The organism is Amycolatopsis sp. NPDC023774, assembly GCF_040639695.1.
Lineage (GTDB): Bacteria > Actinomycetota > Actinomycetes > Mycobacteriales > Pseudonocardiaceae > Amycolatopsis.
Genome location: NZ_JBFAAJ010000004.1, coordinates 476806 through 502714, shown reverse-complemented (window position 1 = coordinate 502714; position 25909 = coordinate 476806). Strand labels below are relative to the sequence as shown.

General features: G+C 70.6%; 26 protein-coding genes and 1 pseudogene. 24 read left to right on the top strand and 3 right to left on the bottom strand.

Going from position 1 to position 25909, the window contains the following annotated elements; translation table 11 throughout:
* Window positions 1-73 precede the first annotated feature (73 nt).
* Together AB0F91_RS14710 and AB0F91_RS14705 are read left to right on the top strand one after the other, a co-directional pair.
* The gene (locus AB0F91_RS14710) at window positions 74-1636 is read left to right on the top strand and encodes a molybdopterin-dependent oxidoreductase (RefSeq protein WP_360597768.1); all 1563 of its coding nucleotides are present in this window, start codon (window positions 74-76) and stop codon (window positions 1634-1636) included.
* Window positions 1637-1968: 332 nt separating this feature from the next.
* Window positions 1969-2244 carry a hypothetical protein gene (locus AB0F91_RS14705; RefSeq protein ID WP_360597766.1) on the top strand — a complete coding sequence of 92 codons (276 nt, stop codon included), beginning with the start codon at window positions 1969-1971 and terminating at the stop codon, window positions 2242-2244.
* Between the two features lie 68 nt (window positions 2245-2312).
* Here AB0F91_RS14705 and AB0F91_RS14700 read toward each other — a convergent pair whose 3' ends face one another.
* Window positions 2313-2993 (bottom strand): hypothetical protein, encoded by a 681-nt coding sequence (locus AB0F91_RS14700; RefSeq protein WP_360597764.1) that lies wholly within the window; start codon window positions 2991-2993, stop codon window positions 2313-2315.
* A 202-nt stretch (window positions 2994-3195) separates the two neighbouring features.
* Between AB0F91_RS14700 and AB0F91_RS14695 the strand changes: the two genes are divergently transcribed.
* From AB0F91_RS14695 to AB0F91_RS14635, 13 genes are all read left to right on the top strand, one after another.
* Window positions 3196-4107: a redox-sensing transcriptional repressor Rex gene (locus AB0F91_RS14695; protein ID WP_360597763.1), complete on the top strand. Its 912-nt coding sequence runs from the start codon at window positions 3196-3198 to the stop codon at window positions 4105-4107.
* Window positions 4104-5420 (top strand): glutamyl-tRNA reductase, encoded by a 1317-nt coding sequence (locus tag AB0F91_RS14690; protein WP_360597761.1) that lies wholly within the window; start codon window positions 4104-4106, stop codon window positions 5418-5420. Before AB0F91_RS14695 ends, AB0F91_RS14690 begins: the two co-directional genes overlap by 4 nt.
* Window positions 5421-5423: 3 nt before the next feature.
* Window positions 5424-6374 (top strand): hydroxymethylbilane synthase, encoded by a 951-nt coding sequence (hemC, locus tag AB0F91_RS14685; protein ID WP_360597759.1) that lies wholly within the window; start codon window positions 5424-5426, stop codon window positions 6372-6374.
* Between the two features lie 86 nt (window positions 6375-6460).
* Entirely contained in the window at window positions 6461-7993 is a 1533-nt protein-coding gene (locus AB0F91_RS14680) for a bifunctional uroporphyrinogen-III C-methyltransferase/uroporphyrinogen-III synthase (protein ID WP_360597757.1), read from the top strand.
* Between the two features lie 185 nt (window positions 7994-8178).
* Window positions 8179-9150, top strand: a complete 972-nt coding sequence (gene hemB / locus AB0F91_RS14675; protein WP_360597755.1) for a porphobilinogen synthase — start codon at window positions 8179-8181, stop codon at window positions 9148-9150.
* A 25-nt stretch (window positions 9151-9175) separates the two neighbouring features.
* Window positions 9176-9820 (top strand): hypothetical protein, encoded by a 645-nt coding sequence (locus tag AB0F91_RS14670; protein ID WP_360597753.1) that lies wholly within the window; start codon window positions 9176-9178, stop codon window positions 9818-9820.
* Window positions 9820-10263 carry a hypothetical protein gene (locus AB0F91_RS14665; RefSeq protein ID WP_360597751.1) on the top strand — a complete coding sequence of 148 codons (444 nt, stop codon included), beginning with the start codon at window positions 9820-9822 and terminating at the stop codon, window positions 10261-10263. The genes AB0F91_RS14670 and AB0F91_RS14665 overlap by 1 nt, the downstream gene beginning before the upstream one ends.
* Before the next feature lie 32 nt (window positions 10264-10295).
* Window positions 10296-10631: a hypothetical protein gene (locus AB0F91_RS14660; protein ID WP_360597750.1), complete on the top strand. Its 336-nt coding sequence runs from the start codon at window positions 10296-10298 to the stop codon at window positions 10629-10631.
* A gap of 85 nt (window positions 10632-10716) precedes the next feature.
* Window positions 10717-11988 carry an HlyD family efflux transporter periplasmic adaptor subunit gene (locus AB0F91_RS14655; protein ID WP_360597748.1) on the top strand — a complete coding sequence of 424 codons (1272 nt, stop codon included), beginning with the start codon at window positions 10717-10719 and terminating at the stop codon, window positions 11986-11988.
* Complete coding sequence (locus AB0F91_RS14650; protein WP_360597746.1) at window positions 11985-12689, top strand: ABC transporter ATP-binding protein; 705 nt, start codon at window positions 11985-11987, stop codon at window positions 12687-12689. Before AB0F91_RS14655 ends, AB0F91_RS14650 begins: the two co-directional genes overlap by 4 nt.
* Window positions 12686-13888 (top strand): ABC transporter permease, encoded by a 1203-nt coding sequence (locus AB0F91_RS14645; protein ID WP_360597745.1) that lies wholly within the window; start codon window positions 12686-12688, stop codon window positions 13886-13888. The genes AB0F91_RS14650 and AB0F91_RS14645 overlap by 4 nt, the downstream gene beginning before the upstream one ends.
* A gap of 12 nt (window positions 13889-13900) precedes the next feature.
* Window positions 13901-14569: a DUF5666 domain-containing protein gene (locus AB0F91_RS14640; RefSeq protein WP_360597743.1), complete on the top strand. Its 669-nt coding sequence runs from the start codon at window positions 13901-13903 to the stop codon at window positions 14567-14569.
* A 78-nt stretch (window positions 14570-14647) separates the two neighbouring features.
* Window positions 14648-15223 (top strand): acyl-CoA dehydrogenase family protein, encoded by a 576-nt coding sequence (locus AB0F91_RS14635; RefSeq protein ID WP_360597742.1) that lies wholly within the window; start codon window positions 14648-14650, stop codon window positions 15221-15223.
* Here the strand turns inward: AB0F91_RS14635 and AB0F91_RS14630 are convergent.
* A complete protein-coding gene (locus tag AB0F91_RS14630) occupies window positions 15190-15804 on the bottom strand; it encodes a TetR/AcrR family transcriptional regulator (protein ID WP_360597740.1) in 615 nt (204 codons plus the stop codon). The two genes, AB0F91_RS14635 and AB0F91_RS14630, sit on opposite strands and share 34 nt — an antisense overlap.
* Window positions 15805-15877: 73 nt before the next feature.
* Between AB0F91_RS14630 and AB0F91_RS14625 the strand changes: the two genes are divergently transcribed.
* Window positions 15878-16906 (top strand): hypothetical protein, encoded by a 1029-nt coding sequence (locus AB0F91_RS14625; RefSeq protein WP_360597739.1) that lies wholly within the window; start codon window positions 15878-15880, stop codon window positions 16904-16906.
* A gap of 416 nt (window positions 16907-17322) precedes the next feature.
* A pseudogene (locus AB0F91_RS14620) lies at window positions 17323-17472 on the top strand (FkbM family methyltransferase); the annotation flags it as partial.
* A gap of 118 nt (window positions 17473-17590) precedes the next feature.
* Here the strand turns inward: AB0F91_RS14620 and AB0F91_RS14615 are convergent.
* Window positions 17591-18079 (bottom strand): TspO/MBR family protein, encoded by a 489-nt coding sequence (locus AB0F91_RS14615; protein ID WP_360597738.1) that lies wholly within the window; start codon window positions 18077-18079, stop codon window positions 17591-17593.
* A 232-nt stretch (window positions 18080-18311) separates the two neighbouring features.
* On the opposite strand from AB0F91_RS14615, the gene hemL reads away from it, so the two are divergent.
* The 7 genes from hemL (at window position 18312) to AB0F91_RS14580 (ending at window position 25776) form a co-directional block, all read left to right on the top strand.
* Window positions 18312-19616, top strand: a complete 1305-nt coding sequence (hemL, locus tag AB0F91_RS14610; RefSeq protein WP_360597736.1) for a glutamate-1-semialdehyde 2,1-aminomutase — start codon at window positions 18312-18314, stop codon at window positions 19614-19616.
* Window positions 19613-20239, top strand: a complete 627-nt coding sequence (locus tag AB0F91_RS14605; protein WP_360597734.1) for a histidine phosphatase family protein — start codon at window positions 19613-19615, stop codon at window positions 20237-20239. The genes hemL and AB0F91_RS14605 overlap by 4 nt, the downstream gene beginning before the upstream one ends.
* Window positions 20236-20814, top strand: coding sequence for a TlpA disulfide reductase family protein (locus tag AB0F91_RS14600; RefSeq protein ID WP_360597732.1), 579 nt, complete (start codon window positions 20236-20238; stop codon window positions 20812-20814). The genes AB0F91_RS14605 and AB0F91_RS14600 overlap by 4 nt, the downstream gene beginning before the upstream one ends.
* A 152-nt stretch (window positions 20815-20966) precedes the next feature.
* Window positions 20967-21740: a cytochrome c biogenesis CcdA family protein gene (locus AB0F91_RS14595; RefSeq protein WP_354867153.1), complete on the top strand. Its 774-nt coding sequence runs from the start codon at window positions 20967-20969 to the stop codon at window positions 21738-21740.
* The gene (locus AB0F91_RS14590) at window positions 21737-23353 is read left to right on the top strand and encodes a cytochrome c biogenesis protein ResB (protein WP_360597730.1); all 1617 of its coding nucleotides are present in this window, start codon (window positions 21737-21739) and stop codon (window positions 23351-23353) included. Before AB0F91_RS14595 ends, AB0F91_RS14590 begins: the two co-directional genes overlap by 4 nt.
* Before the next feature lie 3 nt (window positions 23354-23356).
* A complete protein-coding gene (gene ccsB / locus AB0F91_RS14585) occupies window positions 23357-24334 on the top strand; it encodes a c-type cytochrome biogenesis protein CcsB (RefSeq protein WP_360597728.1) in 978 nt (325 codons plus the stop codon).
* Window positions 24335-24423: 89 nt separating this feature from the next.
* The gene (locus AB0F91_RS14580; RefSeq protein ID WP_360597726.1) at window positions 24424-25776 is read left to right on the top strand and encodes an AAA family ATPase; all 1353 of its coding nucleotides are present in this window, start codon (window positions 24424-24426) and stop codon (window positions 25774-25776) included.
* The last annotated feature ends 133 nt before the right edge of the window (window positions 25777-25909 follow it).

Sequence of the window (25909 nt, the reverse complement as noted above, 5' to 3'; positions counted from 1 at the left end):
ATAGTCCGATGCGGTAATCAAGTCGTAAGGGTTCCCGGCGGTATCGGGGCCTGAGCCCGCCGAAGATGGTGGGGTGAGCGCGTTGAAAGAAGCCCCGCAGGTCGTGAACCCCCCGGAGTCGCGACGGCTGTCGTTGCCGATCGCGTCGTTGATCGGGCTGGCGGCCTTGGTCACCGCATTGGGCGCGGGTCACCTCATCGCCGGCTTCGTCGGTTATAACGCGTCGCCGTTCGTGGCCGTCGCCGACTTCGTGATCGCGCACAGCCCGCACGCCGTGGTGGTGTGGGCGGAACAGACGCTCGGCACGGCGGACAAGACCGTGCTGAAGATCGGCCTGGCCGTGGTGCTGGTGCTGTTCGCGGTGCTGGCCGGGCAGGTTTCGCGCCGGACACCGCGGGGCGGCCAGATCGTGGTGGTGCTGCTGGGCATCGCCGGTGTCGCGGCCGTCTACGAGCGCACCGACGTCGGGCAGCTCGCGCTACTGGCGCCCGTGGTGGCACTGGCGGCTTCGGCGTTCGTGTTCACCTGGCTGCACCACTACGCGCTGCCGCCGACGTTCGACGACAGCCGTCCGCCGAAGGGTCCGACGCGGCGGCAGGTCCTGTCGCGCGGGATCGGCGTGGCGGCGGGCGCGGGGGTCGCGGCCGTCGCCGGGCAGGCGATCTCGAGCACGGGCAGCGCCGACTCCTCGCGGGAGGCCGTGGGACCGCTCGTCGCCGCGCGCAAGGCCCCGCCGTTGCCGCCGGACGCCGATTTCCAGAAGCTGGGTTCGCCGCCGTTCATCACGCCGAACTCGGACTTCTACCGCATCGACACGGCGTTCGTGGTGCCGCAGGTGCGCACCGAGGAGTGGAACCTGAAGATCCACGGCCTCGTCAACCGCGAGGTTTCGTTCTCCTACCACGACATCCGCTCGCGACCGTTGGTCGAGCGCGAGGTCACGTTGACGTGCGTCTCGAACGAGGTCGGCGGGGACCTGATCTCCACGGCCAAGTTCATCGGCGTGGACCTCGTCGACCTGCTCGACGCGGCCGGCGTGCAGACGGGCGCGGAACAGATGTACGCGACGAGCATCGACGGCTTCACCTGCAGCACCCCCGCCAAGATCGCCCTCGACCCGACGCGTGGCGCCATGCTCGCCATCGGCATGAACGGCGAACCCCTGCCCGTCGAACACGGTTTCCCGGCGCGCATCGTCATCCCCGGCCTGTACGGCTACGTCTCCGCGACGAAGTGGGTCACCAGCCTCGAGTTCGCGAAGTGGGACGACCGCCAGTCCTACTGGCTGCAGCGCGGCTGGGCCGAACAGGCGCCCATCAAGACCGAGTCGCGCATCGACACCGCGAAGGTGGTCTCGGGCAAGCTCCGCGTCGCCGGCACGGCGTGGGCCCAGCACATCGGCATCGCGAAGGTCGAGGTGCGCGTGGACCAGGGCCCGTGGCAGCCGACCACCCTGTCGACCGAGGTCAACAAGGACACCTGGCGCATGTGGTGGGCCGACCTGGCCGTGCCGTCGGGCAGCCACACCGTGACCGTGCGCGCGACCGACCAGTCGGGCTACACCCAGACGGAGCAGGCCGCGGATCCCGTGCCGGACGGCGCTTCCGGCTGGCACTCGGTGATGGTCAACGCCTGACGCGTTCTCAGCCGAGCCGCGGGTGGGTGAGCAGCTCCCCGAGCTGCTCGCGCGCGGCCCCACGCGGTGGAGTCGAACCGCCCTTCGTCCCACACGAGGACCTCGCCGCCGTCGATGTGAACCGGACGCCGGGCGGGCGGTGAGCCAGGCCTGCGCCTCGGAGGCGAGGGCCGTGTCGCAGTCCGGCGCAGGCACTCGAGCCCGTACCCGCCGACGACAAGCCAGGACGAGGTGCCGGTACCAGTGCCTCCACCCCAACGCCTGACGGGTTCCAGCCCGGGAGCTTCTGCACGATCCGTGCCGCGACTGTGTCGGTGAGGTCGCACGCCTTCGTGTGCAGGGCGGACAGCGGGTTCGGGCCGAGGAGCATCGCGGCCGAGAACAGCTGGGTCCGGGTCGTCGTCGACGAGCACCACGTCGACGACGCAGCCGTCGCCGGTCGCGACGGGAGGCCGCTCGAAACGGTGGTGGGCACCTGGATCCCGCTGCTGTACTGGCAGTGCGAGCCGCTCGCCGCAGGGGCGGCGACCAGGGAGCCGACAAGCCCGGAGAGGCCTGCGCTGGAGATGAGCCCGCACGTGGACCCGCACCGAGCCGCTATGTCGTAGGGCTGCCTGAAGCACACGCGGTGGCCGAAACAGCGAGGGCCGACGGCAAACTTCGGCGGCGAGCATCCTCACCGGCCGTGGACCCCGCTCAACAGCGGCACCAGTTCCGCCAGGTCCGCCACCGCAGGCTCCACCCGCCGGGTGTCGAACCGGCCGCCGTCCCACGTCTCGGCCATGCCCGCGACTACGCGGAAGGGGCGAGAGTGCCGGCGCAGCCAGTCCCGCAGGCGGGCGTCACCGGGCCGTAGGTCACCCAGTCCTGGTCGAACGAACGGCTCGTCGCCGGTGCCGGCGCGTTTGAAGCCCAGGTCGCGAGCGAGCCGGCCCAGGGTGTCGCGCGGGGCGGCGGAGACCTCGGGCGCGGGGAAGGGCAGGCGCACGCCCGTGAGCTGCGTCCAGCGGCGCCGGGCGCGGTTCTGGTGGCCGACGACCTCGCTGTACTCGAACGACAGCACCTCCAGCTCACGCCAGCGTCCGGCGACGGCGTGCCGGGTACGGCGGCGCCGGCCGTAGCCCTCGAACGGGCGGCCGTAGCAGCGGCCGACCAGGTCGGGCTCGCATTCGGTGAAGGACCAGCCGCGTTCGGCGGCGAAGGACTGGACGGCGGCGCGGTGGCGCTGGTAGCGCCGGTAGTACAGGTAGGCGCCGCCGAGGACGACGATCGGGGAGACCACGTACCAGATCCAGTGGGCGGCCATCAGGCTGAACAACCTCCGAAACGCGGGCAGGGCGCGGACGATCTTGCCCACGCGACCCCCGTGCCCGGCGCCACTCGCTCCGCCGCCACCTGATCGGGCGCAGGTGTGCGCCGCGTCATGTCGATGACCAGTGACTTTGTGCGTGCGTTCACAAGTGGACTACCGTAGGGAGTCGTCCCGCAAAGGCCCGGCATTGAACCGGACTCCCGTCGCGGGGTCAAGAGATGCGACCCAATCTTGAGGAGAGGCCGGCGTGGTGACACAGCGGGGGAGGCGCAGCGGTGCCGAACCGCCCGCTGAACCACCCCGCCGGGCTGCGAAGGGCAACGGCCGCGCCCGGCGGGCAACGCCTGATGCCGACAACGCGCCCACAGCAGAGATGCCCGCTGTCGACAGCGCTGTCGAGACCGCCGTCCGCGCCAAGCAGATCCCCGAAGCGGCCGTCGCGCGCCTCGCCGTTTACCTCCGCGTCCTGTCCGGCATGGCCGAGCAGGGCGCGACCACCGTCTCCAGCGAAGAGCTCTCCGCGTCCGCGGGTGTGAACTCCGCCAAGCTGCGCAAGGACCTTTCCTACCTCGGCTCGTACGGCACGCGTGGCGTCGGCTACGAGGTGCAGGTGCTGGTCAGCCAGATCGAACGCATCCTCGGCCTCACCCGCCAGCACCGCGTCGCGGTGGTCGGGATCGGTAACCTCGGCCACGCGCTGGCCAACTACGGCGGGTTCCCCGGCCGCGGGTTCCCCGTCGAGGCGCTGTTCGACCTCGACTCCGACCTCATCGGGGTTCCCGTAGGGGGTCTGCCCGTCTCGCACCTCGACGAGATCCCGCGCGTCTGCTCCGAACGGCAGATTTCCATCGGGATCATCGCCACACCTCCTACCGCTGCGCAGTCCGTGTGCGACAGGCTGGTAGCGGGCGGCGTCCAGTGCATACTGAACTTCGCGCCGGTGGTGCTCCAGGTGCCGGCGCACATCGAGGTCCGCAAGGTCGACCTGGCGGTCGAACTGCAGATCCTCTCGTTCCACGTGGCTCGCCGTGCCGATGACGCCCTGGCAATTCAGGGGAATACCGGGTTACCCGACGCCGGCCTGCCGATCGACAATGGCAGTAACGGCAGCGGCAACGGACAGGCAGACGGCGGTCTTGGAATGGTGGTGCGCGGATGAGCGTGTTGGCGGTCGGGCTCTCCCACCGAAGTGCGGAGCTGACCACGCTCGAACGGGCCGCCGTGCCCGCCGAAGAGGTCACGAAGGTCCTGCACGAGCTGCAGCAGGCCGAGCACGTGAGCGAGGCCATGCTGGTCTCCACGTGCAACCGCATCGAGGTCTACGCGGTGGTCGAGACGTTCCACGGCGGCGTCAACGACGTCTCCGACGTCCTCGCCCGCCAGGCCGGCATGGAGCCGGCGGAGCTCTACGACAACCTCTACGTGCACTACGCCGGCGCGGCCGTCGAGCACCTGTTCTCCGTGACGTCGGGCCTCGACTCGATGGTCGTCGGCGAGACGCAGATCCTCGGCCAGGTCCGCTCGGCCTACGCCACCGCCCGTGATGCCGGCACCGTCGGGCGCACGTTGCACGAGCTGATCCAGACGACGCTGCGCGTCGGCAAGCGCGTGCACTCCGAGACGGGTCTCGACCAGCTGGGCGCCTCCGTGGTGTCCGAGGCGCTGGCCGCCGCGGGCGACCTCCTGGGCAAGCACGCCCTGATCGTCGGCGCCGGCTCGATGGGCGCGCTGACCGCGTCGCACCTGCGCAAGGCCGGCATCGGCGAGATCACCGTGGCCAACCGCACCGAGGCCAAGGCGGCGCGCCTGGCCGAGAAGACCGCGGTCGAGGGCGTGCCCGCGCGCGCCGTGCCGTTGTCCGAGCTGGCCGACGCCGTGGCGAAGGCCGACGTCGTCGTGTCGTGCACCGGCGCGCAGGACGCCGTCTTCCTGGCCGAGCACGTGCCCGCCCGCGGGGGCCGCCCGCTCGTGGTGTGCGACCTCGGCCTGCCGAAGGACGTCGACGCCGGCGTGGCCGACCTGGTCGACGTGACCGTCGTCGACCTCGAGACGATCCAGCGCCGCATGCGCGACGCCGGCGCCCCGACCACCGAACGCCAGACGATCAAGGCCAACGGCATCGTGCTCGACGAGGTGCGCGACTACCTCGCCGGCCAGCGCAGCGCCGAGGTCACGCCCACCGTCACCGCGCTGCGCCGCCGCGCGGCCGAGGTGGTCGACGCGGAGCTGCTGCGTCTGGACAACCGCCTCCCGGACCTCGACACGCAGGTCCGCGAAGAAGTCGGCCGCACGGTTCGCCGTGTCGTCGACAAACTGCTGCACGCGCCCACAGTGCGGGTGAAGCAGCTGGCCGCCGAGACGGCCGACACCGACTACGCCAACGCGTTGCGCGAGCTGTTCTGCCTCGACCCGCAGGCCCCCGCGGCTGTGGCGAGCCCCACCGCCGTGCCGCCAGACATCGAGAAGAAGTAAGCAGTGGACAGAGTGATTCGCATCGGGACGCGCGGTAGCAAGCTCGCCGTTGCGCAGACCGAGACCGTGGCCGACAAGATCCGCGCCACCGGCGCCGAGGTCGAGATCGTCCGCGTGACCACCCCCGGCGACGTCTCCAGCAAGCCGATCCCGCAGATCGGCGTCGGAGTGTTCACCTCGGCGCTGCGGGAAGCCTTGCTGCGCAAGGAAATCGACGTCATCGTCCACTCGTACAAGGACCTGCCCACGGCGCCGGCGGCCGGCATCGTGCTCGCCGCCGTGCCGCCGCGCGAGGACCCGCGCGACGCGTTGATCGCCCGCGACGGGCTCACGCTGGGTGAGCTCCCGCCCGGTTCGAAGGTCGGCACGGGGGCGCCGCGGCGCACCTCGCAGCTGCTCGCGCTGGGCCTCGGTTTGGAAATCGTGCCGATCCGGGGCAATATCGATACCCGCATGCGCAAGGTGACCGACGGTGAGCTCGATGCCGTGGTGCTCGCGCGTGCCGGACTGGCCCGGATCGGTCTGGTGGGGGCGATCACCGAGACCCTCGACCCGATCCAGATGCTGCCCGCTCCCGCGCAGGGGGCGCTGGCGGTGGAGTGCCGGGCCGAAGACGTGGACGTGGAGCACCTGCTCGCGTCCAGTTTGGACGACGAGGGCACGCGGGCCGCGGTGACGGCCGAGCGTTCCCTGCTGGCCGCGCTCGAGGCGGGGTGTAGCGCACCCGTGGGTGCGCTCGCCGAGATCGTCGAGGACCTCGACTCCGAGGGCGCGGTCGTGGAACGGATCTCGCTGCGCGGCACCGCGGCCGTCGAGGGCGAGAACGGCGCGGTCGACATGCTGCGGGCTTCCGCACTCGCCGACTTCGCCGAGGCAGAGCAGCTCGGCCGGACGTTGGCCGCCGAGCTTCTCGACCTGGGCGCCGGCGCACTGCTGTCCGGCCCCACCCAGTGACGCACCCCGCACCGCATCCGAACGACCAGCACCACACACCTGCGGCCGATGACGTATCCGGCCGCCTGACAGGAGAAACGCCAGAGATGACCCCCGCTCGCAAGACCGCTGGGCGCGTCGCCTTCGTGGGCTCGGGCCCCGGTGACGCCGGGCTGCTCACAGTCCGCGCCCAGGAGCTGCTCGCCAAGGCCGAGGTCGTGGTGACCGATCCCGACGTGCCTGCCGCTGTCCTCGCCTTCGCCGCCCCCGGCGCCGAGGTCCGGCCCGCCGTCGGTGAGCCCGCCGACGTGTCGAAGGACTTGACCACCGAGGCCAAGGCCGGGCGGCTCGTGCTGCGCCTGGTCGCCGGCGACCCGCTGACCACCCCCGCCGTGGTGAACGAGGTGCAGGCCGTGGCCCGCACGTCCGCCGTGTTCGAGGTGATCCCGGGCGTTTCCCCCGGCGCCGCGGTGCCGGCCTACGCCGGTGTCGCACTGGGCGGCACCCACACCGAAGTCGACGTCCGCGGCGAGGTCGACTGGGCGGCGCTCGCCGCGCAGCCCGGCCCGCTCGTGCTGCACGCCACCTCGGCGCACCTGGCCGAGGCCGCGAGCCGGCTCACGGAGAAGGGCATGCCGCCGTCCACGCCCGTCGCCGTGACGGCCAACGGCACCATCAACACCCAGCGCACGCTCGACTCCACCCTCGCCACGCTTGGCAACGACGCGGGTGAGCTCGTCGGCCCGCTGATCGTGACCGTCGGGCAGGCCGCCGGGCAGCGCTCGAAGCTGTCGTGGTGGGAGTCGCGCGCGCTCTACGGCTGGAAGGTCCTGGTGCCGCGCACCAAGGAGCAGGCCGGCGAGATGGCCGACCGCCTGCGCAGCCACGGCGCGACCTCGCACGAGGTGCCCACGATCTCCGTCGAGCCGCCCCGCAGCCCGGCGCAGATGGAGCGCTCCGTGAAGGGCCTCGTCGACGGCCGCTATCAGTGGATCGTCTTCACCTCCACCAACGCGGTGCGCGCGGTGTGGGAGAAGTTCGAAGAGTTCGGCCTCGACGCCCGCGCGTTCTCCGGCGTGAAGATCGCCTGCGTCGGCGCCTCGACGGCCGCCAAGGTCCGCTCGTTCGGCATCATCCCCGAGCTGATCCCCTCGGGTGAGCAGTCGTCCGAAGGCCTGCTCGCCGAGTTCCCGCCGTACGACGACGTGCTCGACCCCGTGGACCGCGTCCTGCTCCCGCGCGCCGACATCGCCACCGAGACTCTGTCGGCCGGCCTGCGCGACCGCGGCTGGGAGATCGACGACGTCACGGCCTACCGCACGGTGCGCGCCGCCCCGCCGCCGGCCGAAACCCGCGAGATGATCAAGACCGGCGGCTTCGACGCGGTCTGCTTCACCTCGTCCTCGACGGTGCGCAACCTGGTCGGCATCGCCGGCAAGCCGCACACGCGCACCCTGGTCGCGTGCATCGGCCCGAAGACCGCGGAAACCGCCGTGGAGTTCGGCCTGCGCGTCGACGTCCAGCCGGAGAAGGCCGACGTGCCGCACCTGGTGGACGCCCTGGCGGAGCACGCCGCCCGGCTTCGCGCGGAGGGCGCTCTGCCGCCGCCGCGCAAGGCGAAGCGCGCGCGTCGGAGCTGACGGTTTCGTACCGCAAGGCCCCTTCTTGCTCCGGCAAGGAGGGGCCTTGTGCGTAGGGCGAGGGTGGAGCGCGCGAAAAGCCAGCCCTTTTTCGTCTCCCGCGGTTTCCAGACACCTTGTCAGAACGTGGTTTTTCCCGAGGGCAGCCGAAATGTGCGGCGAGCAGCGGGAGTACGGTGGACGGCGTGTTCCCCGAGCATCGACCCCGCAGGCTCCGTACCACGCCGGCCATGCGCAGGCTGGTCGGTGAAACGACGCTTCGCCCGCGTCAGCTGATTCTGCCCATGTTCGTGGCCGAAGGCATCGACGCGCCGCGGCCGATTTCGAGCATGCCGGGGGTTGTGCAGCACACCCGGGACACGCTGCGGAAGGCTGCGGTCGACGCCGTGAACGCCGGCGTGGGCGGGCTGATGCTGTTCGGCGTGCCGGAGACGCGTGACCCCGAGGGGTCCGGCGCGGTCGACGAGAACGGCATCCTCAACGTCGCACTGCGGGACCTGCGCCAGGAACTCGGGGACGCGACCGTCCTGATGGCCGACACGTGCCTCGACGAGTTCACCGACCACGGCCACTGCGGCGTGCTCGACGCGGACGGCGCGGTGGACAACGACGCGACTCTGCGTGTGTACGCGGAAATGGCCGTGGCGCAGGCGGAAGCGGGTGCGCACGTGCTCGGCCCCAGCGGCATGATGGACGGCCAGGTCGGCGTGATCCGCCGCGCGCTCGACGAGGTGGGCCACAACGACAAGGCCATCCTCGCCTACTCGGCCAAGTACGCCAGCGCGTTCTACGGCCCGTTCCGCGAGGCCGTCGACTCGCAGCTCAAGGGCGACCGCAAGACCTACCAGCAGGATCTGGGCAACGCGCGCGAAGCGTTGCGCGAGATCGAGCTGGACCTCGGCGAGGGCGCCGACATGATCATGGTCAAGCCAGCGCTGTCCTATTTGGACGTCATCAAGTCGGCGGCGGACATCTCGCCGGTTCCGGTGGCGGCGTACAACATCTCCGGCGAGTACGCGATGGTCGAGGCCGCCGCGGCCAACGGCTGGCTGGAGCGCGAGCGCACGATCCTGGAAGTGCTCACGTCGATCCGCCGCGCGGGCGCCGATCTGATCCTCACGTACTGGGCCACCGAGGCCGCCGCCTGGCTCGACTGAGCCCGCACTGGGCTAGAGTCCACGAGTGGCCGAGAAGGACGACAACACCGCCGAACCCGCGGGGCTGACCAGCGACGACCTGGCGAAGCCGGAGCCTGTGCCGAACGAAGCCGAGCAGGTCGAGCAGACCGAGCAGGCGGAGGAACAGGCGAACGAGCTCCCAGCCGGCTACCCCGAAGCGCCGCCCGTGGCGTCGTACCCCGGGTACATGCAGAACGCCGAGGAGCCGCCGAAGGCGAAGGCTCCCGGACCGGTGCAGGCCGCGTTCATCCTCACGATCGTCGCGTCCGTGGTGCTGCTGGTCGGCCAGGTCGTCACGATCTTCTTCAAGCAGCAGCTCGTCGACCAGGCCGTGAAAGCGACGCCGCCGGGCCGCAAGCTCGACATGGCGCAGCTCGAGTCCAACGCCACCTTGCTCGTGTGGGCGCTGTTCGTCGGCGCGCTCTGCTTCGGCATCATCATGGTGCTGTTCGCCTACAAGGCCCGCGAAGGCACGCGCTCGGCCCGGACCGTGGTCGCGATGCTCGCGCTGCTGGGGCTGGTGTTCCAGCTCGGGCTCGTGCGCAGCGTGTTCTCGGTGGTGTCGTCGCTGCTGCTGGTGATCCTGGTGGCACTGCTGTTCCTGCCGAGCAACAGGGACTTCTTCCCCAAGGTCGGCAAGAACCTGTAATGGACCGCACGCTCTACTCCGAACCCGGCGTCGGCTGGGTGTCCTTGGTCTGGGGGCCGCTGTTCGCGGCGCTCGGCGCGGTGGCGGAGCTGGCGACCGGCGGCCCGGTGCACTGGATCCCGTGGCTGCTGATCGCGGTCGCGCTCTGCGGGCTCACCGTCCCGTGGGTCTACGCGCGCCGGCGGTTCCTCTCGCTGGAGGTGTCCACGCAGGCGTTGCGCCAGGGCCGCGAAAGCGTCGAGGCCAAGCGGATCGCGGACGTCACCGACGTCGGCACTCCCGTCGGCGCGCGCGTGCTCGGCGGTGGCTGGAGCGTGCCGAACAAGTACGACGAGCTGCCCGTGAAGCTCGACGACGGCACGGTGGTGCTCGCGTGGGCCCGTGACGTCGAGGCGCTGAAGGCGGCGCTCACCCGGCTGGTCGAGGCGAACGAGGCGAAATGACGCAGGGCCCGAAACCTGAGAGGCTTGATCCCGTGATCGACCTTCCCCAGCCGACCGGCGCCGACCTGTGGCCCGGGGATCCGGCCAAGGCGGCGCGGCTCAACCAGCCGTGGCGCGCGTTCGTGGCACTCGGCGAGCTGGTCGTGGCCGCGGTCGTGCTGTGGCTGGCGTTCCTGCTGTGGCACGCGGGTGTCGTCACGGTCGTCACCACCGCCGGCGACGGCGCCCAGCTGGCTTCGCAGCGGTACTTCGGCGGGCACATCGCGGGGGCGCTCGCGCTCGGCGCGCTGTGTGCCGTGCTCGTGGTGGACGCGGTTCGTCAGCTGCTGCTCGCGGTGAGTGCGCGGCACCGCCGGAAGAAGCACTGAGCCCGCAACTCGAGGCGCCACATCCACAGCTGGCCCACAGGGAACCAACAGCTGACTGCTAAGCAGCGCCACCAGTGTTGCGCCCATGACGCGGCTGCGTACCCGGACATGGGTCATCAACGGGGTGCTGGTCGTACTGCTCGGCGGTGCGGCTTTCGGGATCTACCAAGCATTCACGCCGGCGGGCAACACCGCCCAGGCACAGACCCGCACCACCCCGGTGCGCCGCGGCGACGTGACCGAAACGGTCTCCGCCGCGGGCACCCTCTCGAGCGGCTACACCGGCGCCGCCAACTTCACCACCTCCGGCAAGGTCACGAGCATCGACGTGAAGGTCGGCGACGTGGTGAGCGCGGGGCAGAAGCTCGCCACGATCGACTCGACGCAGGCTGAGAAACAGCTGCAGGTGGCCAAGGACAACCTCGCCGTGGCGGAGGACAACCTCGCCACCGGTGAGGACACCTCGACCACTTCGGGCTCCGGAGGCGGCCAGGGGCAGGGCCAGCAGCAGAGCCAGGAGTCCGTCACCTCGCTGCAGGCCAAAGTGGACCAGGCGCAGCTCGACGTCGACACGGCTCAGTCGGCCGTCGACGCGACGGTGCTCACCGCGCCGGGTGCCGGCACCGTCACGGCGGTCAACGGCACCGTCGGACAGCAGGCCGGCAGCGGCGGGTCGGGGAGCTCCGCGAGCAACGGCAGCTCCGGCGGCAACGGCGGAAACGGCCAGGGCTCGTCCGCGAGCTCGTCGAGCAGCTCGTCGGCCGGCGGATTCGTCGAGATCACCGACATGACCAACCTGCTCGTGGACACCTCGGTCGCCGAGATCGACGTGAGCAAGGTGAAGGCGGGTCAGAAGGCCACCGTCACGCTCAACGCCTCGCCCGACCAGCCGATCTCCGCGTCTGTCTCGAAGGTCGAGCTCACCCCGACGACCAGCGGGAACGTCGTCTCCTACGGTGCGCAGCTCACGCTCACCAACCCGCCGTCGGGGCTGCGGCCCGGGCAGTCGGCGAGCGTGGTGATCACCGTCGCGGAGGCCGACAACGTGCTGAGTGTGCCGGCGGCCGCGGTCACCACGGCGGGCACGACGAACGTCGTCACGATCCAGGAGAACGGCCGGAACGTGCCCCAGCAGGTGCAGATCGGCGTGCGCGGTGAGTCCACTGTGGAGATCAAGTCGGGCCTGACCGAAGGCGAGAACGTGGTGCTCACGGCCGCGTCGCCGACCACGGCCACCGGCGGCGCGGGTCAGCGTGGCGTCGGCACCGGTGGGCTCGGTGGCTTCGGCGGGACCGGCGGCGCCGGCGGCGGCTTCCGCGGTGGCCAGGGTGGCTTCGGTGGCGGGGGACGCGGATGAAACCCGTGATCGCGGTCTCCGGGTTGCGCAAGACCTACGGCGCCGGCGAGACGGCCGTCCACGCGCTGCGCGGGGTCGATCTCGTGGTGCGGCCGGGGGAGTACGTGGCCATCATGGGCGCGTCCGGCTCCGGCAAGTCGACGCTGCTGAACATGCTGGGCTGCCTCGACGTGCCGACGTCGGGCAAGTACCTGCTTGACGGGTTCAGCGTCGCGGACCTCAACGAACGCCAGCTCGCCTTGCTGCGCAACCGGAAGATCGGGTTCATCTTCCAGTCGTTCAACCTTGTGCCGCGCACGAGCGCGTTGCCCAATGTGGAGCTTCCGCTGGTCTACAGCGGACTGCGCCGGTCCGCGCGGCGGGAACGAGCGCTGGCCGCGCTGGAGATGGTGGGGCTCACCGAGCGCGCCAAGCACCTGCCGAGTGAGCTTTCCGGTGGGCAGCAACAGCGCGTCGCCGTTGCGCGGGCGCTGGTGACCGGGCCGGCGCTGCTGCTCGCCGACGAGCCCACCGGCAACCTCGACCGTGCCAGCACCGAGGACGTGCTGGGCGTGTTCGACCGGCTCAACGCCCTGGGCCGCACCATCGTCGTGATCACGCACGAGGACGAGGTCGCCGAACACGCGCACCGCGTCGTGCGCGTCAGCGACGGGCGAATCGTGGCCGACGAACTCAACCGCAGCGTCGGAGTGGTCGCGTGAACGTGTTCGAGGTGCTGCGCTTCGCCGTGCGCGGCCTCACCGCCAACAAGCTGCGCTCGACGCTCACCACGCTCGGCATCACCATCGGCGTCGCGTCGGTGATCCTGCTGGTCGCGGTGGGCAACGGCGCTTCGGCCGCCATCGCCGCCAGCATCCAGGGCCTGGGCACGGACGTGGTCAACGTGTCGCCGTCTCGCGGCGGCGGGCAGGGCAGCGAGGCGCGGCCGCTGACCGTGCAGGACGCCCACGCGCTCGTGGACCCGGTCGGCGCGCCCGACGTGAAGGCCGCGTCGCCGGTGGTGAACACCAGCGCGACGGCCACATACGGGCAGACGTCGTACGACATCTCCAGCGTCGCGGGCACCGAGCCGGCCTACTTCACCACCACCAACCGCCAAATCGCCGACGGCGCGCTGTTCACCACCGAGGACGTGACGCAGGCGCGCAAGGTCGTGGTCCTGGGCCCGACCACGGCGCAGGCCCTGTTCGGCACCGCGGAGCCGGTGGGCAAGAACGTGCTGCTCAACAGCATCCAGTTCACCGTGGTCGGCGTGCTGCAGGCCAAGGGCAGCGCCGGGCTGCAGAACGCCGACGACGTCGCCATCGCCCCGATCAGCGCGGTGCAGAACTCGCTCGCGGGTTACGGCAACCTGAGCCAGATCGCCGTGCAGGCCACGTCGGCCGATTCCGTGTCGCTCGCGCAGGCCGAGATCACCGCGATCCTCAACGCGCGCCACGGCATCCGTCTCGGCGGCCCTCCCGACTACCAGATCCAGAACTCCGAGCAGCTGCTGGCGACGCGCACGTCGGCCACGCAGACGTTCACCGTGCTGCTCGGTGCCGTCGCGGCGATTTCCCTGCTGGTGGGCGGAATCGGCGTCACGAACATCATGCTGGTGACCGTGACCGAGCGGATCCGCGAGATCGGCATCCGCAAGGCGATCGGCGCGCCGCGCTCGGCGATTCTCGGGCAGTTCCTGGCGGAGGCGACGATGCTGAGCCTGTTCGGCGGGTTCCTCGGCGTGGTGATCGGCGTGGTCGGCAGCCAGTTCAGCTTCGCGGGCATCACCCCGGTGGTGGTGCCGTCGTCGATCGTGCTGGCCTTCGCGGTGTCGGCGCTGATCGGTCTCTTCTTCGGCAGTTTTCCGGCGAACCGGGCCTCGCGCCTGCGCCCGATCGACGCCCTCCGGCACGAGTAGGAGCCTTCGCACATGTCTTCGTCCACCCAGTCGCCCGGGTTGGGAAACCCCGTCCCCGACGAGCCGACGACCGAGTTCCCGCCGGTGACGGCGCCGTTGGCTGCCACTCCCTCGGCTGAAGAGATCGTCGCCTCCCCGGCCGTCGACGGCGATCTGAACCAGGAGATGAAGCGGGTCGCCAAGCCGTTCGGCAAACCGACGTTCGTGCTGGCCGGCCTGCTGGTGATCGCCCTGTCCTTCGCCGGCGGCGCCTGGACGCACGCGGCCTTCGGCTCCGGTTCCGGCGGTGGCGGCGGTGCCGCCGCCCGCACCGGCGGCCAGCAGGGTGGCGCCCGCGGCGGCTTCGGCGGGCGCGGCACCGGCCAAGGCACGGGCCCGGGAACCGGCACCGGCCAGGAAGGCGCCGGCCAACAGGGCGCCGGTGGCTTCACCGGCGCCCGCGGCGGCGCGGGCCGCGGCACCGTCGGCACGGTCGAAAAGGTCGACGGCACCACCGTCACCTTGAAAACCCTGCAGGGCACCGACGTCACCGTGTCCACTTCGGACTCCACCACCGTCGGCCTCACCCAGCCCGGCAAGCTCTCCGACCTCAAACCCGGCGCCACCGTCACGGTCCAGGGCCGCCCCGGCTCCGACGGCACGGTCGCGGCGCAGGCGATCGTGCAGCAGCCGGCCCGCTGACCCTGTGAAACTCGATTACTTACCGTTTGGTCGGTAACCGGTTATCGTCCGCGCGAAAGGACGCGGAGAGGAGGCGTCGTGGCGATCTGGGACGTCTCACGGCTGCCGGAGCGCGAACAGTTCGACTACTGGCACGAGGTGATCTGCCGGGCGTTCGTGCCGCTGACGCCGAGCCGCAAGGAGCGCGGGGCCGGGTTCGCCTCCAGCGTGGAGATGCGGGCGCTCGCGGAGGTGAACCGGGCGCGGATCCGGTCTCAGGCGCAGGCCACGCGGCACGGGCCGCGGGAGGTGTCGGACACCGAGGGCGCGTTCTACTTCCTGAACCTGCAGCTCGAAGGCCGCTGCCACACCCGGCAGGGGGCGGCGGACTCCGTGGTCTGGCCGGGGCAGTTCGTGCTGCACCCCAGCGGACCCGAACTCGCCTTGCACGCCAAGGTGTTCGGCTCCGAAACCGCAGTTGAGGTGATCAACGACCTGGTCAAGGTCGTCGGCGTCACCGCCTACGACGAGAACTTCCCGCTCGTCCGCCATCTGATGGACGCGCTGTCGTACCCGGTCCTCGAAGGCAGCAATGTCGGCGTCCGCCGCAGGCAGTTGCAGGAGTTGATCCGGACGCCCGGCTACGACCCGCTGTCCGCCTCCGGCCTGGCCTGAGCGGCGGTCAGCGCCGGCACCAGCGGAGCGAGAGCCGCTCGCAGCAAGTCCGGCAGCGAGCCCGACACCACGACCAAACCCGAGGTCACGGGCTGGGCCCACTGTTCGAGGGCGATCCGCACTGCCGCGGCGACCGCGGCCGCCAGCACGCGGGCAGTGGGCCCGTCCGGCACCCGCTCGGCCAGCACGGAGGTCAACGGCGGTTCCAGGGCCGTCGCGGAGTGCGCGTACGCGGTGCGCAACGCCGGGCTCGTCGTGATGAGCAGCAGCGCTTCGCGGGCGTCCTCGCCGGGCTCTGTGTACTGCGTGACCACGGCCTCCACCACCGCGTCCGCCAAGCCGTCCGGAGCAGCGCGGACGGCGGCCGCGACCCGCGATTCACGACCGTTGGTCACGGCGAAGACGATCGCTTCCTCCCGGCTCGAGAAGTAGTTGTTGTACGTCCGCGGCGAGACCCCGGCGGCTTCCGCGATGTCGTCGACCCGCACGTTCTCCGGCCCACGTTCCACCGCCAGCTGCAGCGCCGCCTCGCTCAACGCCGTGCGGGTGGCTTGCTTCTTGCGTTCACGCAGACCGGTCACCGGCCCAGTAAAGCCGAAAATCTGCGTATAGGCAATATTGCGTGCACGCAAGATTTGGAGTTAGCCTTGCGCCATGAGAGCCAACGGCATTGCCTACGACACCGGTTTCCTCAAGAACGGCGCCACTTCCTGGGCCGACTTCGACGCGGACGTGGTCCGGCGCGAGCTCACGATCATCCGCGACGACCTGCACTGCACAGCCGTCCAGCTCGTCGGCGGCGTCCCCGAGCGGCTGGAGACCGCCGGCCGGCTCGCGGCCGAGCTTGGCCTGGAGGTCTGGTTCTCGCCGTACCCGCTGGACCTGACCGTCGACGAGCTGCACGAACTGTTCGCCGACTGTGCCGAACGCGCCGAGCGAATCCGGCGCACCGGGGCGGAGGTCGTGTTCGTCGCCGGGGCCGAGCTGTCCGTGATGGTCCGGGGTTTCGCCGACGGCGCCACGCTGGAGCAGCGCCTCGGGTGGCTGCTCGGCAGCCCGGCCGACCGGCCCGCGCGTCCGGCGAAGGCAAGTGAACGGCTCAACGACTTCTTCCGCGAAGCCGTGACCTCGATCCGCAAGACCTTCGGCGGCAAGGTCACCTACGCGGCCATCCAGTTCGAAGGAATCGACTGGGATCTGTTCGACTTCACGACGCTGGAGCTGATCCGCTCGGCCGCTGTGGCGGACGTGTTCCGCGAGGGCGTGCGGACGTTGACACAACAGGACAAACCCGTGGTCATCACGGGGTTCGGCACGGCCACCTGGCGCGGCGCGGGTGACGTCGCGCCGCGCAGCATGGAGATCGTCGAGAACGACGAGCACGGCCGGCCGATCCGGCTGAACGACGTCTACGAACGCGACGAGCCCGGCCAAGCGCGATACCTGACCGAGCTGCTGGAGATCTTCGAAGAAGAAGGCGTGGACGGCGCGTTCGTCTACCTCTTCGCCCTGCGCACGCACCCGCACCGTCCCGACGGCGATCCCCGCGACGACCTCGACCTCGCGGGCGGCGGCATCGTCAAGGTGCTGGAAGGCCGCAGCGGCACGACGTACCCCGGCCTGCCGTGGGAGCCCAAGGCGGCTTTCCACGCCGTCGCCGAGCGTTACCGCATCCAGGATTAGGTGCCCGGCGGGGTGCCGCCAACCGGTGGTCCCCGGTTCCGTGTCCGATCGTGCCCGCACCGGACCCCGGACGGCGGTGATTCCGGGGAACTCGACGCACTGTTTTCGACCTGGTTTCCCTGCTGTGGCCCTGAATTTTCGTCGAAGCCGGTGGGTTCGAGGCCGAGACGTCGTTGAAGGTCGCCGAAGCGGTGCCGGAGTGCGCAGTGGTGGCGTGTGAGGAAAACCCTTACGCGCAATAGAAGTTCACCGCTGCCACGGATACGCCGCGTGTGGTGTGGACTACCGCCACCAAGCGCTGGCGGGTGAACCCGGCGTGGTCGCGTTCCTCGTGATCACCGACAGGGCCAGCCTCGCCGACGACCGCGTCGAGGGCTGCAACTCCCTCCTGTGCCACGGGCGACGACTGGCTCGACGACGTCGAGTACGAAGAGGTCACCGTCGCGGCCACGACGCTCGACCACGAATTCGCCGCCGTACCAGACCCGTTCGCGTTGTGGATGGACGTCGAAGGCGCCACGGAACCGGTCCTCACTGGCGCGGGGCACGTTCCTCGACCGGTGTGACCTTCTCAAGATCGAGGTGGAGGCCACCCGCTCGCGGTGGTCGCCTCGGCGCCCGCCCGCGTCCTGGCCCGCCCGGTCGGCGCGCTGGTCACCACGGCCGCCGCGGTGGCGCGCGAAGCTAGTTGAGGGTCTCGTTCAGCGCGATGATCGCCACGTTCAGCGCCGTCGCGTACACGATCCAGAAGAAGTACGGCAGCAGCAGCACCGCGGCCAGGCGTGAGCGGCGGTAGAAGAGACCGATCGTCATCAATGTGGTGAAGCCGAGCACGATGATGTCCACGCAAGCCAGCCGTGTGGAGCCGCCCGCGAAGAACAGCGGCGTCCACAGCAGGTTGAACAGCAGGCTGACGCCGTACATGGCGAAGCCCTGCGTTTCGCCGTCCGTGCGCCAGTAGACCCATCCGGCGAACGCGAGCAGCACGTACAGGATTGTCCACACAGGACCGAACAGCTTCGCCGGCGGCGCCCAGTCCGGCAGCACGAGCCGCGCGTATATCTCGGGCGCGGACGTGGCCGCGAGCGAGCCCACGATGGCGACCACGGCAACCAGCACGAAGAACACCACGAGCACGACCCAGGGGTTGCGCCTGTGCGTGGGCGTGGTCACGTTGCCCTCCCCGTTCCCGGCGGCTCGGGCCGCGCCTGGCTGGACCACCCGTGGTCGGCAGGTTACCAATCCGACCAACCGCAGGTGGGCACCAAACGGAGGTTTACCACGTTCGAAACCGTCCCCGGCGTGGCTTTGGTCGGATCGATAACGAGCAGCGCAATGGCGGACTGCGGCCCACGCGGGCGACGTCGGCCGCCGGCAACGCTCGGGGATTTGCGAGACTGGACGGGTGAGCACTGGCACCGAGCAGTCCAAGGTTTGGTTCGAACGCGCGAAGGCGGCCGTCCCGGGCGGGGTGAACTCGCCGGTGCGGGCGTTCAACTCGGTCGGCGGCACCCCGCGTTTCATGGTCCGCGGCGAGGGCCCGCACCTGTGGGACGCCGACGGCAACCGCTACGTCGACCTCGTCTCTTCCTGGGGCCCGATGATCCTCGGGCACGCCCACCCGCAGGTGGTCGAGGCCGCGCGCGCGGCCGCCACGAGCGGGCTGTCGTTCGGCACGCCGACGATCGGCGAGGTCGAGCTGGCCGAGGAGATCATCGGCCGCGTCGAGCCCGTCGAGCAGGTGCGCCTGGTCAACTCCGGCACCGAGGCGACGATGAGCGCGATCCGCCTCGCCCGCGGGTTCACCGGCCGCGCGAAGATCGTGAAGTTCGCCGGGTGTTACCACGGCCACGTCGACGCGCTGCTGGCCCAGGCCGGCTCCGGCGTCGCGACGCTCGGCCTGCCGACCTCGCCCGGCGTCACGGGCGCGCAGGCCGCCGACACGATCGTCCTGCCGTACAACGACCTCGACGCCGTGCGGAAGTCCTTTGTGGAGAACGAAGGCGAGATCGCCGCGGTGATCACCGAGGCGGCCGCGGGCAACATGGGCGCGATCGCCCCGGATGCCGGGTTCAACGCGGGCCTCGCGGAAATCGCCCACGAGCACGGCGCGCTGCTGATCATGGACGAGGTCATGACGGGCTTCCGCGTCTCGCGCGCGGGCTGGTTCGGCCTCGAAGGCGTGGCCGGCGACCTCTACACGTTCGGCAAGGTCATGTCGGGTGGGCTGCCGGCCGCCGCGTTCGGTGGCCGCGCCGACGTGATGGCCAAGCTCGCGCCGGGCGGTCCCGTCTACCAGGCCGGCACGTTGTCGGGGAACCCCGTCGCCGTCGCCGCGGGCCTCGCGACCCTGCGCGCGGCCGACGACGCCGTGTACGCGGCGCTCGACGCCAACGCGAAGCGGCTCGGCGGGCTCTTCGACGCGGCGCTGACCGAAGCGGGCGTCACGCACAACGTGCAATACGCCGGCAACCTCGTGAGCGTTTTCTTCGCAGACGGCGCCGTCCGCGACTACGCGGGCGCACAGGCCACGGAGACCTGGCGCTTTCCGGCCTTCTTCCACGCGCTGCTCGACGCCGGCGTGTACGCGCCGCCGAGCGCGTACGAGGCGTGGTTCGTCAACGCCGCGATGGATGACGAAGCGTTCGGCGTGATCGAGGCGGCCCTCCCGGCCGCCGCCCGCGCCGCCGCCCAGGCGGTCAAGCCGTGACCACTGTCGTCCACCTCCTGCGCCACGGTGAAGTCCACAACCCCGACAAGATCCTCTACGGCCGGCTGCCGAACTTCCGGCTGTCCGACCGCGGGCAGCGCCAGGCGCTCACCGTCGCGGAAGCCGTGGCGGGCCACGACCTCGCGCACGTCGTCGCGTCGCCGCTGCAGCGCGCACAGGAGACGGCGGCGCCGATCGCGGCCGCCCACCGCCTCGACATCGCGACCGACGAAGGCCTGATCGAAGCGGGCAACGTCTTCGAGGGCCAGCGCGTCGCCGTCGGCGACGGGGCGCTGCGCCAGCCCAAGGCGTGGCCGCACCTGGTCAACCCGTTCCGCCCGTCGTGGGGTGAGCCGTACGTGGAGATCGCGCACCGGATGCTCGGCGCGGTGTACCGCGCCCGCGAGCAGGCCGAGGGGCGCGAGGCGCTGTGCGTGTCCCACCAGCTGCCGATCTGGACGCTGCGCCGGTTCCTCGAGGCCAAGCGCCTGTGGCACGACCCGCGCAATCGTCAGTGCTCGCTGGCCTCGCTCACGTCGCTGATCTTCGACGGCGAGGCCCTCGTGGACATCGTCTACAGTGAGCCGGCGGGCACCACGGATCCGAAGGTGACAGGCGCATGAAGCGGACGATCGGCGCTCTGCTGGCCGCCGCGCTGCTGGTGGCGGGCTGCTCCACGGGCAAGGACGCGGTCGTCTCCGGCGGCACGTTCAGCTTCGTGTCGCCGGGCGGCCAGGTCGACATCAAGTATCCGATCGCGCAGCGCCAGACCGCGCCCACGCTGGCCGGCGACGACCTCATGAACGAGGGCAAACAGCTCTCCATCGCCGACTTCCCCGGCCAGGTCCTGGTGATCAACCTGTGGGGCCAGTGGTGTGGCCCGTGCCGCGCAGAGGCGCCGGAGCTCGAGTCCGCCAGCAAGCAGATGGCTCCGCTCGGTGCCAAGCTCATCGGCCTCGACGTCCGCGACCCGGCCCGCTCGGTCGCCCAGGACTTCGTGCGCGACCGCGGCATCACGTACCCGTCCATCTGGGACGCTTCGGGCCGCGTACTGCTGAGCCTCGAGGGCTACCCCCGCAACCTCATCCCGTCGACCATCGTGCTCGACAAGCAGCACCGCGTCGCCGCGATCTTCCTGCGGGACGTCCTGGCGTCCGACCTGATGCCGACGGTGAAGGGCCTGCTGGCCGAGAAGTAGCCCGCCCGCTCGCTCACTCGTGGCCGGCGTGGTCGGATCCGTCCGGCCGCGCCGGTAACGAGTGGGACCTTGGTCCCGTTCGGGTTGTGGCGTACGTCCTGTGAGCTGCCCCCGCCCGTCTCACGCGAAGCTCACTGCCTACTCTCAAGTGCGTGAACTCCGTGTCCGAGCTGGCGATCTCCGGACCGCTGCTGCTCGCCGCGGGCGTGGCGTTGCTGGCCGGCGCGATCTCCTTCGCGTCGCCCTGCGTGGTGCCGCTCGTGCCCGGGTACCTGGCGTACCTGGCGGCGCTGGTGGGAGCCGACGCGCCGGCGGTGAGTGCCGACGAGGAACGCAAGAAGGGCCGTTACGCCGTGCTTGGCGCCGCGGGTCTGTTCGTGCTCGGGTTCACCGTGGTGTTCGTCGCGACGCTCGGCACGCTCGTCTGGCTCGCGGACACGTTGCTGATCAACCAGGACCTGCTGCAGCGCATCGGCGGCGTGCTCACGATCGCGATGGCACTGGTGTTCCTCGGCTGGATCCCGGGCCTGCAGCGGGAGGTCCGCTCGCACCGCGTGCCGGGCGGCGGGATCTGGGGCGCGCCGCTGCTGGGTGCCGTGTTCGGACTCGGCTGGACGCCGTGCATCGGCCCGACGCTCTCGGCCGTCACGAGCCTCGCGAGCGCCACGGGCGGCGCGGCCGCGCGCGGGTACCTGCTGGTGCTCGTCTACTGCCTGGGCCTCGGCCTGCCGTTCCTGCTGATCGCGCTCGGCGCCCGCTGGGCCGTGCGTGCCACCGACTGGCTGCGCCGCAACGGCCGCCGCGTGCAGCTCATCGGCGGCGGGCTGCTGATGGTCGTCGGCATCCTGCTCGTCACCGGACTCTGGGGAGACGTCATGGGCTGGCTCCGCAACTCCGTCGCCTCGAACCTGGTGCTGCCACTGTGACCACCACCGAAGCGCCCCCGGCCAGCCCGCAGCGCCCGTACCGGCCCTCGGCCGGCAAACAGCTGCTCGCCTTCCTGCGCAACACCTGGCGCGGCCTCACGTCGATGCGCACCGCGCTCGTGCTGCTGTTCCTGCTGGCGCTCGCCGCGCTGCCCGGCGCCCTGCTGCCGCAGAACCGGCTCAACGCGGCCAAGGTCGACGAGTACATCACCAACCACGGCTGGTGGGGCACCCTGCTCGACAAGCTGCAGTTCTACGACGTCTACTCCAGCGTCTGGTTCTCGGCGATCTACCTGCTGCTGATGATCTCGCTCGTCGGCTGCCTCACGCCGCGCAGCTGGGACTACGTCAGGCAGATGCGTGCGAAGCCCGTGCTGACGCCGCGCAACCTCGCGCGCATGCCGCACCACCGCATCGTCCGCACCTCGCGCACGCCCGAGTCGATCCGTGAGGACGTGCGCAAGCAGCTCTCCGGCTGGCGCAAGATCGAGCGCGACGAGGCAGACGCTGCCGCGGGCGGCTTCTCCATCTCCGCCGAACGCGGCTACCTGCGCGAAACCGGCAACCTGCTGTTCCACTTCGGCATGCTCGGCCTGATCATCTTCTTCGCCCTCGGCAAGCTCTACAGCTACGAGGGCCAGGTCATCGTCCAGGCCGACGGCAGCCAATTCTGCAACTCCGGCATCTACAACTACGACTCGTTCGAAGCCGGCCTGCGCATCGACGGCACCGACCTCGACGCGTTCTGCGTGAAGGTCAACGACTTCACCGCGCGCTACACGCCCAGCGGCGAGGCCGACTACTACCACTCGAACATCCAGTTCCAGTCGGGCGACGACCTCAAGACCAACACCTGGCGCCCCTTCAACCTCCAGGTCAACGACCCGTTGCGCACCGCGGGCGACCGCGTCTACCTGCTCGGCAACGGCTACTCGCCCCAGTTCACCGTGACGTTCCCGAACGGCGAGCAGCGCACGCAGAACACGCAGTGGCGCCCCACCGACACGACCACGATGCTCTCGCAGGGCGCCACCAAGTTCGACCAGCCCGGCGTCACCGACGAGATCCAGCGGCGCACCAAGCAGCTCGCGATCACCGGGGTGCTCGCGCCGACGTCGTTCGTCCACGGTGGGATCCTCACCTCCACCGCGCCCGAGCTGAACAACCCGATGGTCGCCGTCGACGTGCTGCGCGGCGACCTCGGCCTCGACGCGGGCCGCGGGCAGTCGGTGTTCGAGGTCGACCAGGACCGCGTGGCCGACGGGCGCCTCAAGCGCGTCGCGCGGCAGAACCTGGCCGTCGGCCAGTCGGTCACGCTCGACGACGGCACCAAGGTCCGCTTCGACGGCGTGAACAAGTGGGTGAACCTCCAGATCTCCCACGACCCCACGCAGGTGTACGTGCTCGGCTTCGCGATCGTGATGTTCGCGGGGCTGGGTGGATCGCTGCTGGTCAAGCGGCGGCGGGTGTGGGTGCGGGTGCGCCCGGGTGACGACGGACACGCGGGTACCGTCATCGAGGTCGCCGGGCTGGCGCGCACCGACCAGGCAGGGTACGGCGAAGAGTTCCAGCGGATCAGCGAACGGCTGGTCACGGGCCGGAAAGGCAGCTGAGGCATGCAGATCAACGAGACGTTGTCCCAGTACAGCGACTGGTTCTACACCACCACGGTGGCGATCTACGTCCTCGCGCTCCTGCTGTCGCTGTTCGAGCAGGCCTTCGGCGCCAAGGGTCGCCAGGCGCACGCGCGCAGCGCGCAGAAGTCGCTGGTCGGCGCCGGCGGGCCGGTGATCGAGGACGCCGACAACCCGGCCGCGCCCGAGGCCCCGCGCGAGGTCGGCCGCCCCGAGCGCATCGGCCGCATGGGTGCCTCGCTGCTCGTGCTGGGCGCGCTGCTGCAGCTCACCGCGATCGTGCTGCGCGGCCTCGCCGTGCACCGCGCGCCGTGGGGCAACATGTACGAGTACGGCATGGCGGTCACCTTCATCACGGTGGTCGCATGGCTGATCGTGATCAGGAAGTTCCCGGTGCGCCACCTCACGGGCTTCCTGCTGCTGCCCGTGGTGATCCTGATGTTCATCAACGGCACGCTGCTCTACACCGTCGCCGCGCCGGTCGTGCCAGCGCTGCAGTCGTACTGGCTCTACATTCACGTGTCGGCCGCGATCATCGGCTCCGGCGTGTTCCTGGTGCCCGGTGTGGCGAGCGTGCTCTACCTCTTCCGCACCGCGTATGACCGCAACCCGGCCAAGTTCTCCGGCTTCGGCCCGAAGCTCCCGGCCGCCGACGTGCTCGACCGCATCGCCTACCGCGCCACGATCGTGGCGTTCCCCATCTTCACCTTCGGCGTGCTGTGCGGCGCGGTGTGGGCCGAGGCCGCGTGGGGCCGGTTCTGGGGCTGGGACCCGAAAGAGACCGTCGCCTTCATCGCGTGGGTCGTCTACGCCGCCTACCTGCACTCCCGTGCCACCGCGGGCTGGCGCGGCACGCGGGCGGCCGTGATCAACATCGTCGGCTTCGCGGTGACGATCTTCAACCTGTTCTTCGTCAACCTGGTGACTGCCGGGCTGCACTCGTACGCAGGGGTGAACTGACCGGGGGTCCACGCGGAACGTAGGCCTCCACCCGACTACCGTCGATACCTGAGGATCCAGCAGGCGGTGCGATCGGGAGGTTGGCAGCGGTGACCGGACCCAGCGAAGAGGCGGCCACCCGGGCGGAGTCCGGCGGTGTTCCAGGGCAGCCCGAGCAGGCTCAGGCACAGCCCGAACCCGCTCCGGAACCAGCGACCGATCTGTTCTCCGACGAACGCACGGACTCGACGCCGCACCCGGCCGCGGATGCGTACGAGGCCCAGCCGACCCAGGTCGTGGCCTCGCCCAACCCGAACTCGGGCCCGCACGCCGTGCCGGGTCAGCCCGTCGCTCAGCCGGGGCAGCCTGCTCAGCCGGGCCAGGTTCCGCCCGGGTACGCGCAGCAGCAGTACGACCAGAACCTCCCGCCGCTGCAGCCGCAGCAGCAGTACCCGCCCGCGGGTTACCCGCAGCAGCAACCGCCGTCGCAGCAGCAGCCTTCGGGCCTGCCGCAGCCGGGCGGCCGGCACTCGGCCGTGCCCGACGACCTCACCACCGCGCACCTGGTGAAGCAGGCCAAGCGCACGCCGCAGTCGGGCTGGCGCAAGGCGTTGTACGTGGGCACGGGCAAGTTGCTCAACCCCGGCGAGAGCCCGGCCGACACGCGCCGGCGCGAGCTGATCGCGCGCGTGAACCAGCCGCTGCGTGGGTGCTACAAGATCGCGATGCTCTCGCTGAAGGGCGGCGTCGGCAAGACCACCACCACGACCACGCTGGGCTCGACCTTCGCGTCGCTGCGCGGCGACCGCGTGGTGGCCGTGGATGCGAACCCGGACCGAGGCACGCTATCGCAGAAGATCGCGATCGAGACCACGGCGACCGTGCGGCACCTGCTGCGCGATGCCGAGAAGATCACCCGGTACAGCGACGTCCGCTCGTACACCTCACAGGGCTCCAGCCGGCTCGAGATCCTCGCCAGCGAGCAGGACCCGGCCGTGTCGGAGGCCTTCTCCGAGACCGACTACCGGCGCACGGTCAACCTGCTGGAGCACTTCTACAACATCGTGCTCACCGACTGCGGCACCGGCTTGATGCATTCGGCGATGAAGGGCGTGCTCGACGTCGCCGACTCGCTGGTGGTCGTCTCGTCGGGCTCGGTCGACGGCGCCCGCAGCGCCTCGGCCACGCTCGACTGGCTCGAGGCCCACGGCTACGGCGACCTGGTGAAGCGCTCGGTCGTGGTCATCAACTCCGTGCGCCCGAAGGGCAGCTCGGTCGACCTCGACAAGCTCTCGGCCCACTTCGGCGCGAAGGTCCGCGCCGTGTGCCGCATCCCGTTCGACGCGCACCTCGAGGAGGGCGCGGAGATCGAGCTGGAACGCCTCGGCGGTGACACACGCCTGGCGCTGCTGGAGCTGGCTGCGACGGTGGCCGACGGCTTCGGGGCACAGCAGTATCGCTAACCCTCACCCCACCGTGCCCGACACACCGCAATGTGGCGTTGGGTGCGCTGAACGCACCCAACGCCCACCTGGGGGGGGCCTAGAGCCCCCCACGCGCCACGGGGGGGGGGGAGCGAGGGGCCCCGGGGGGCGC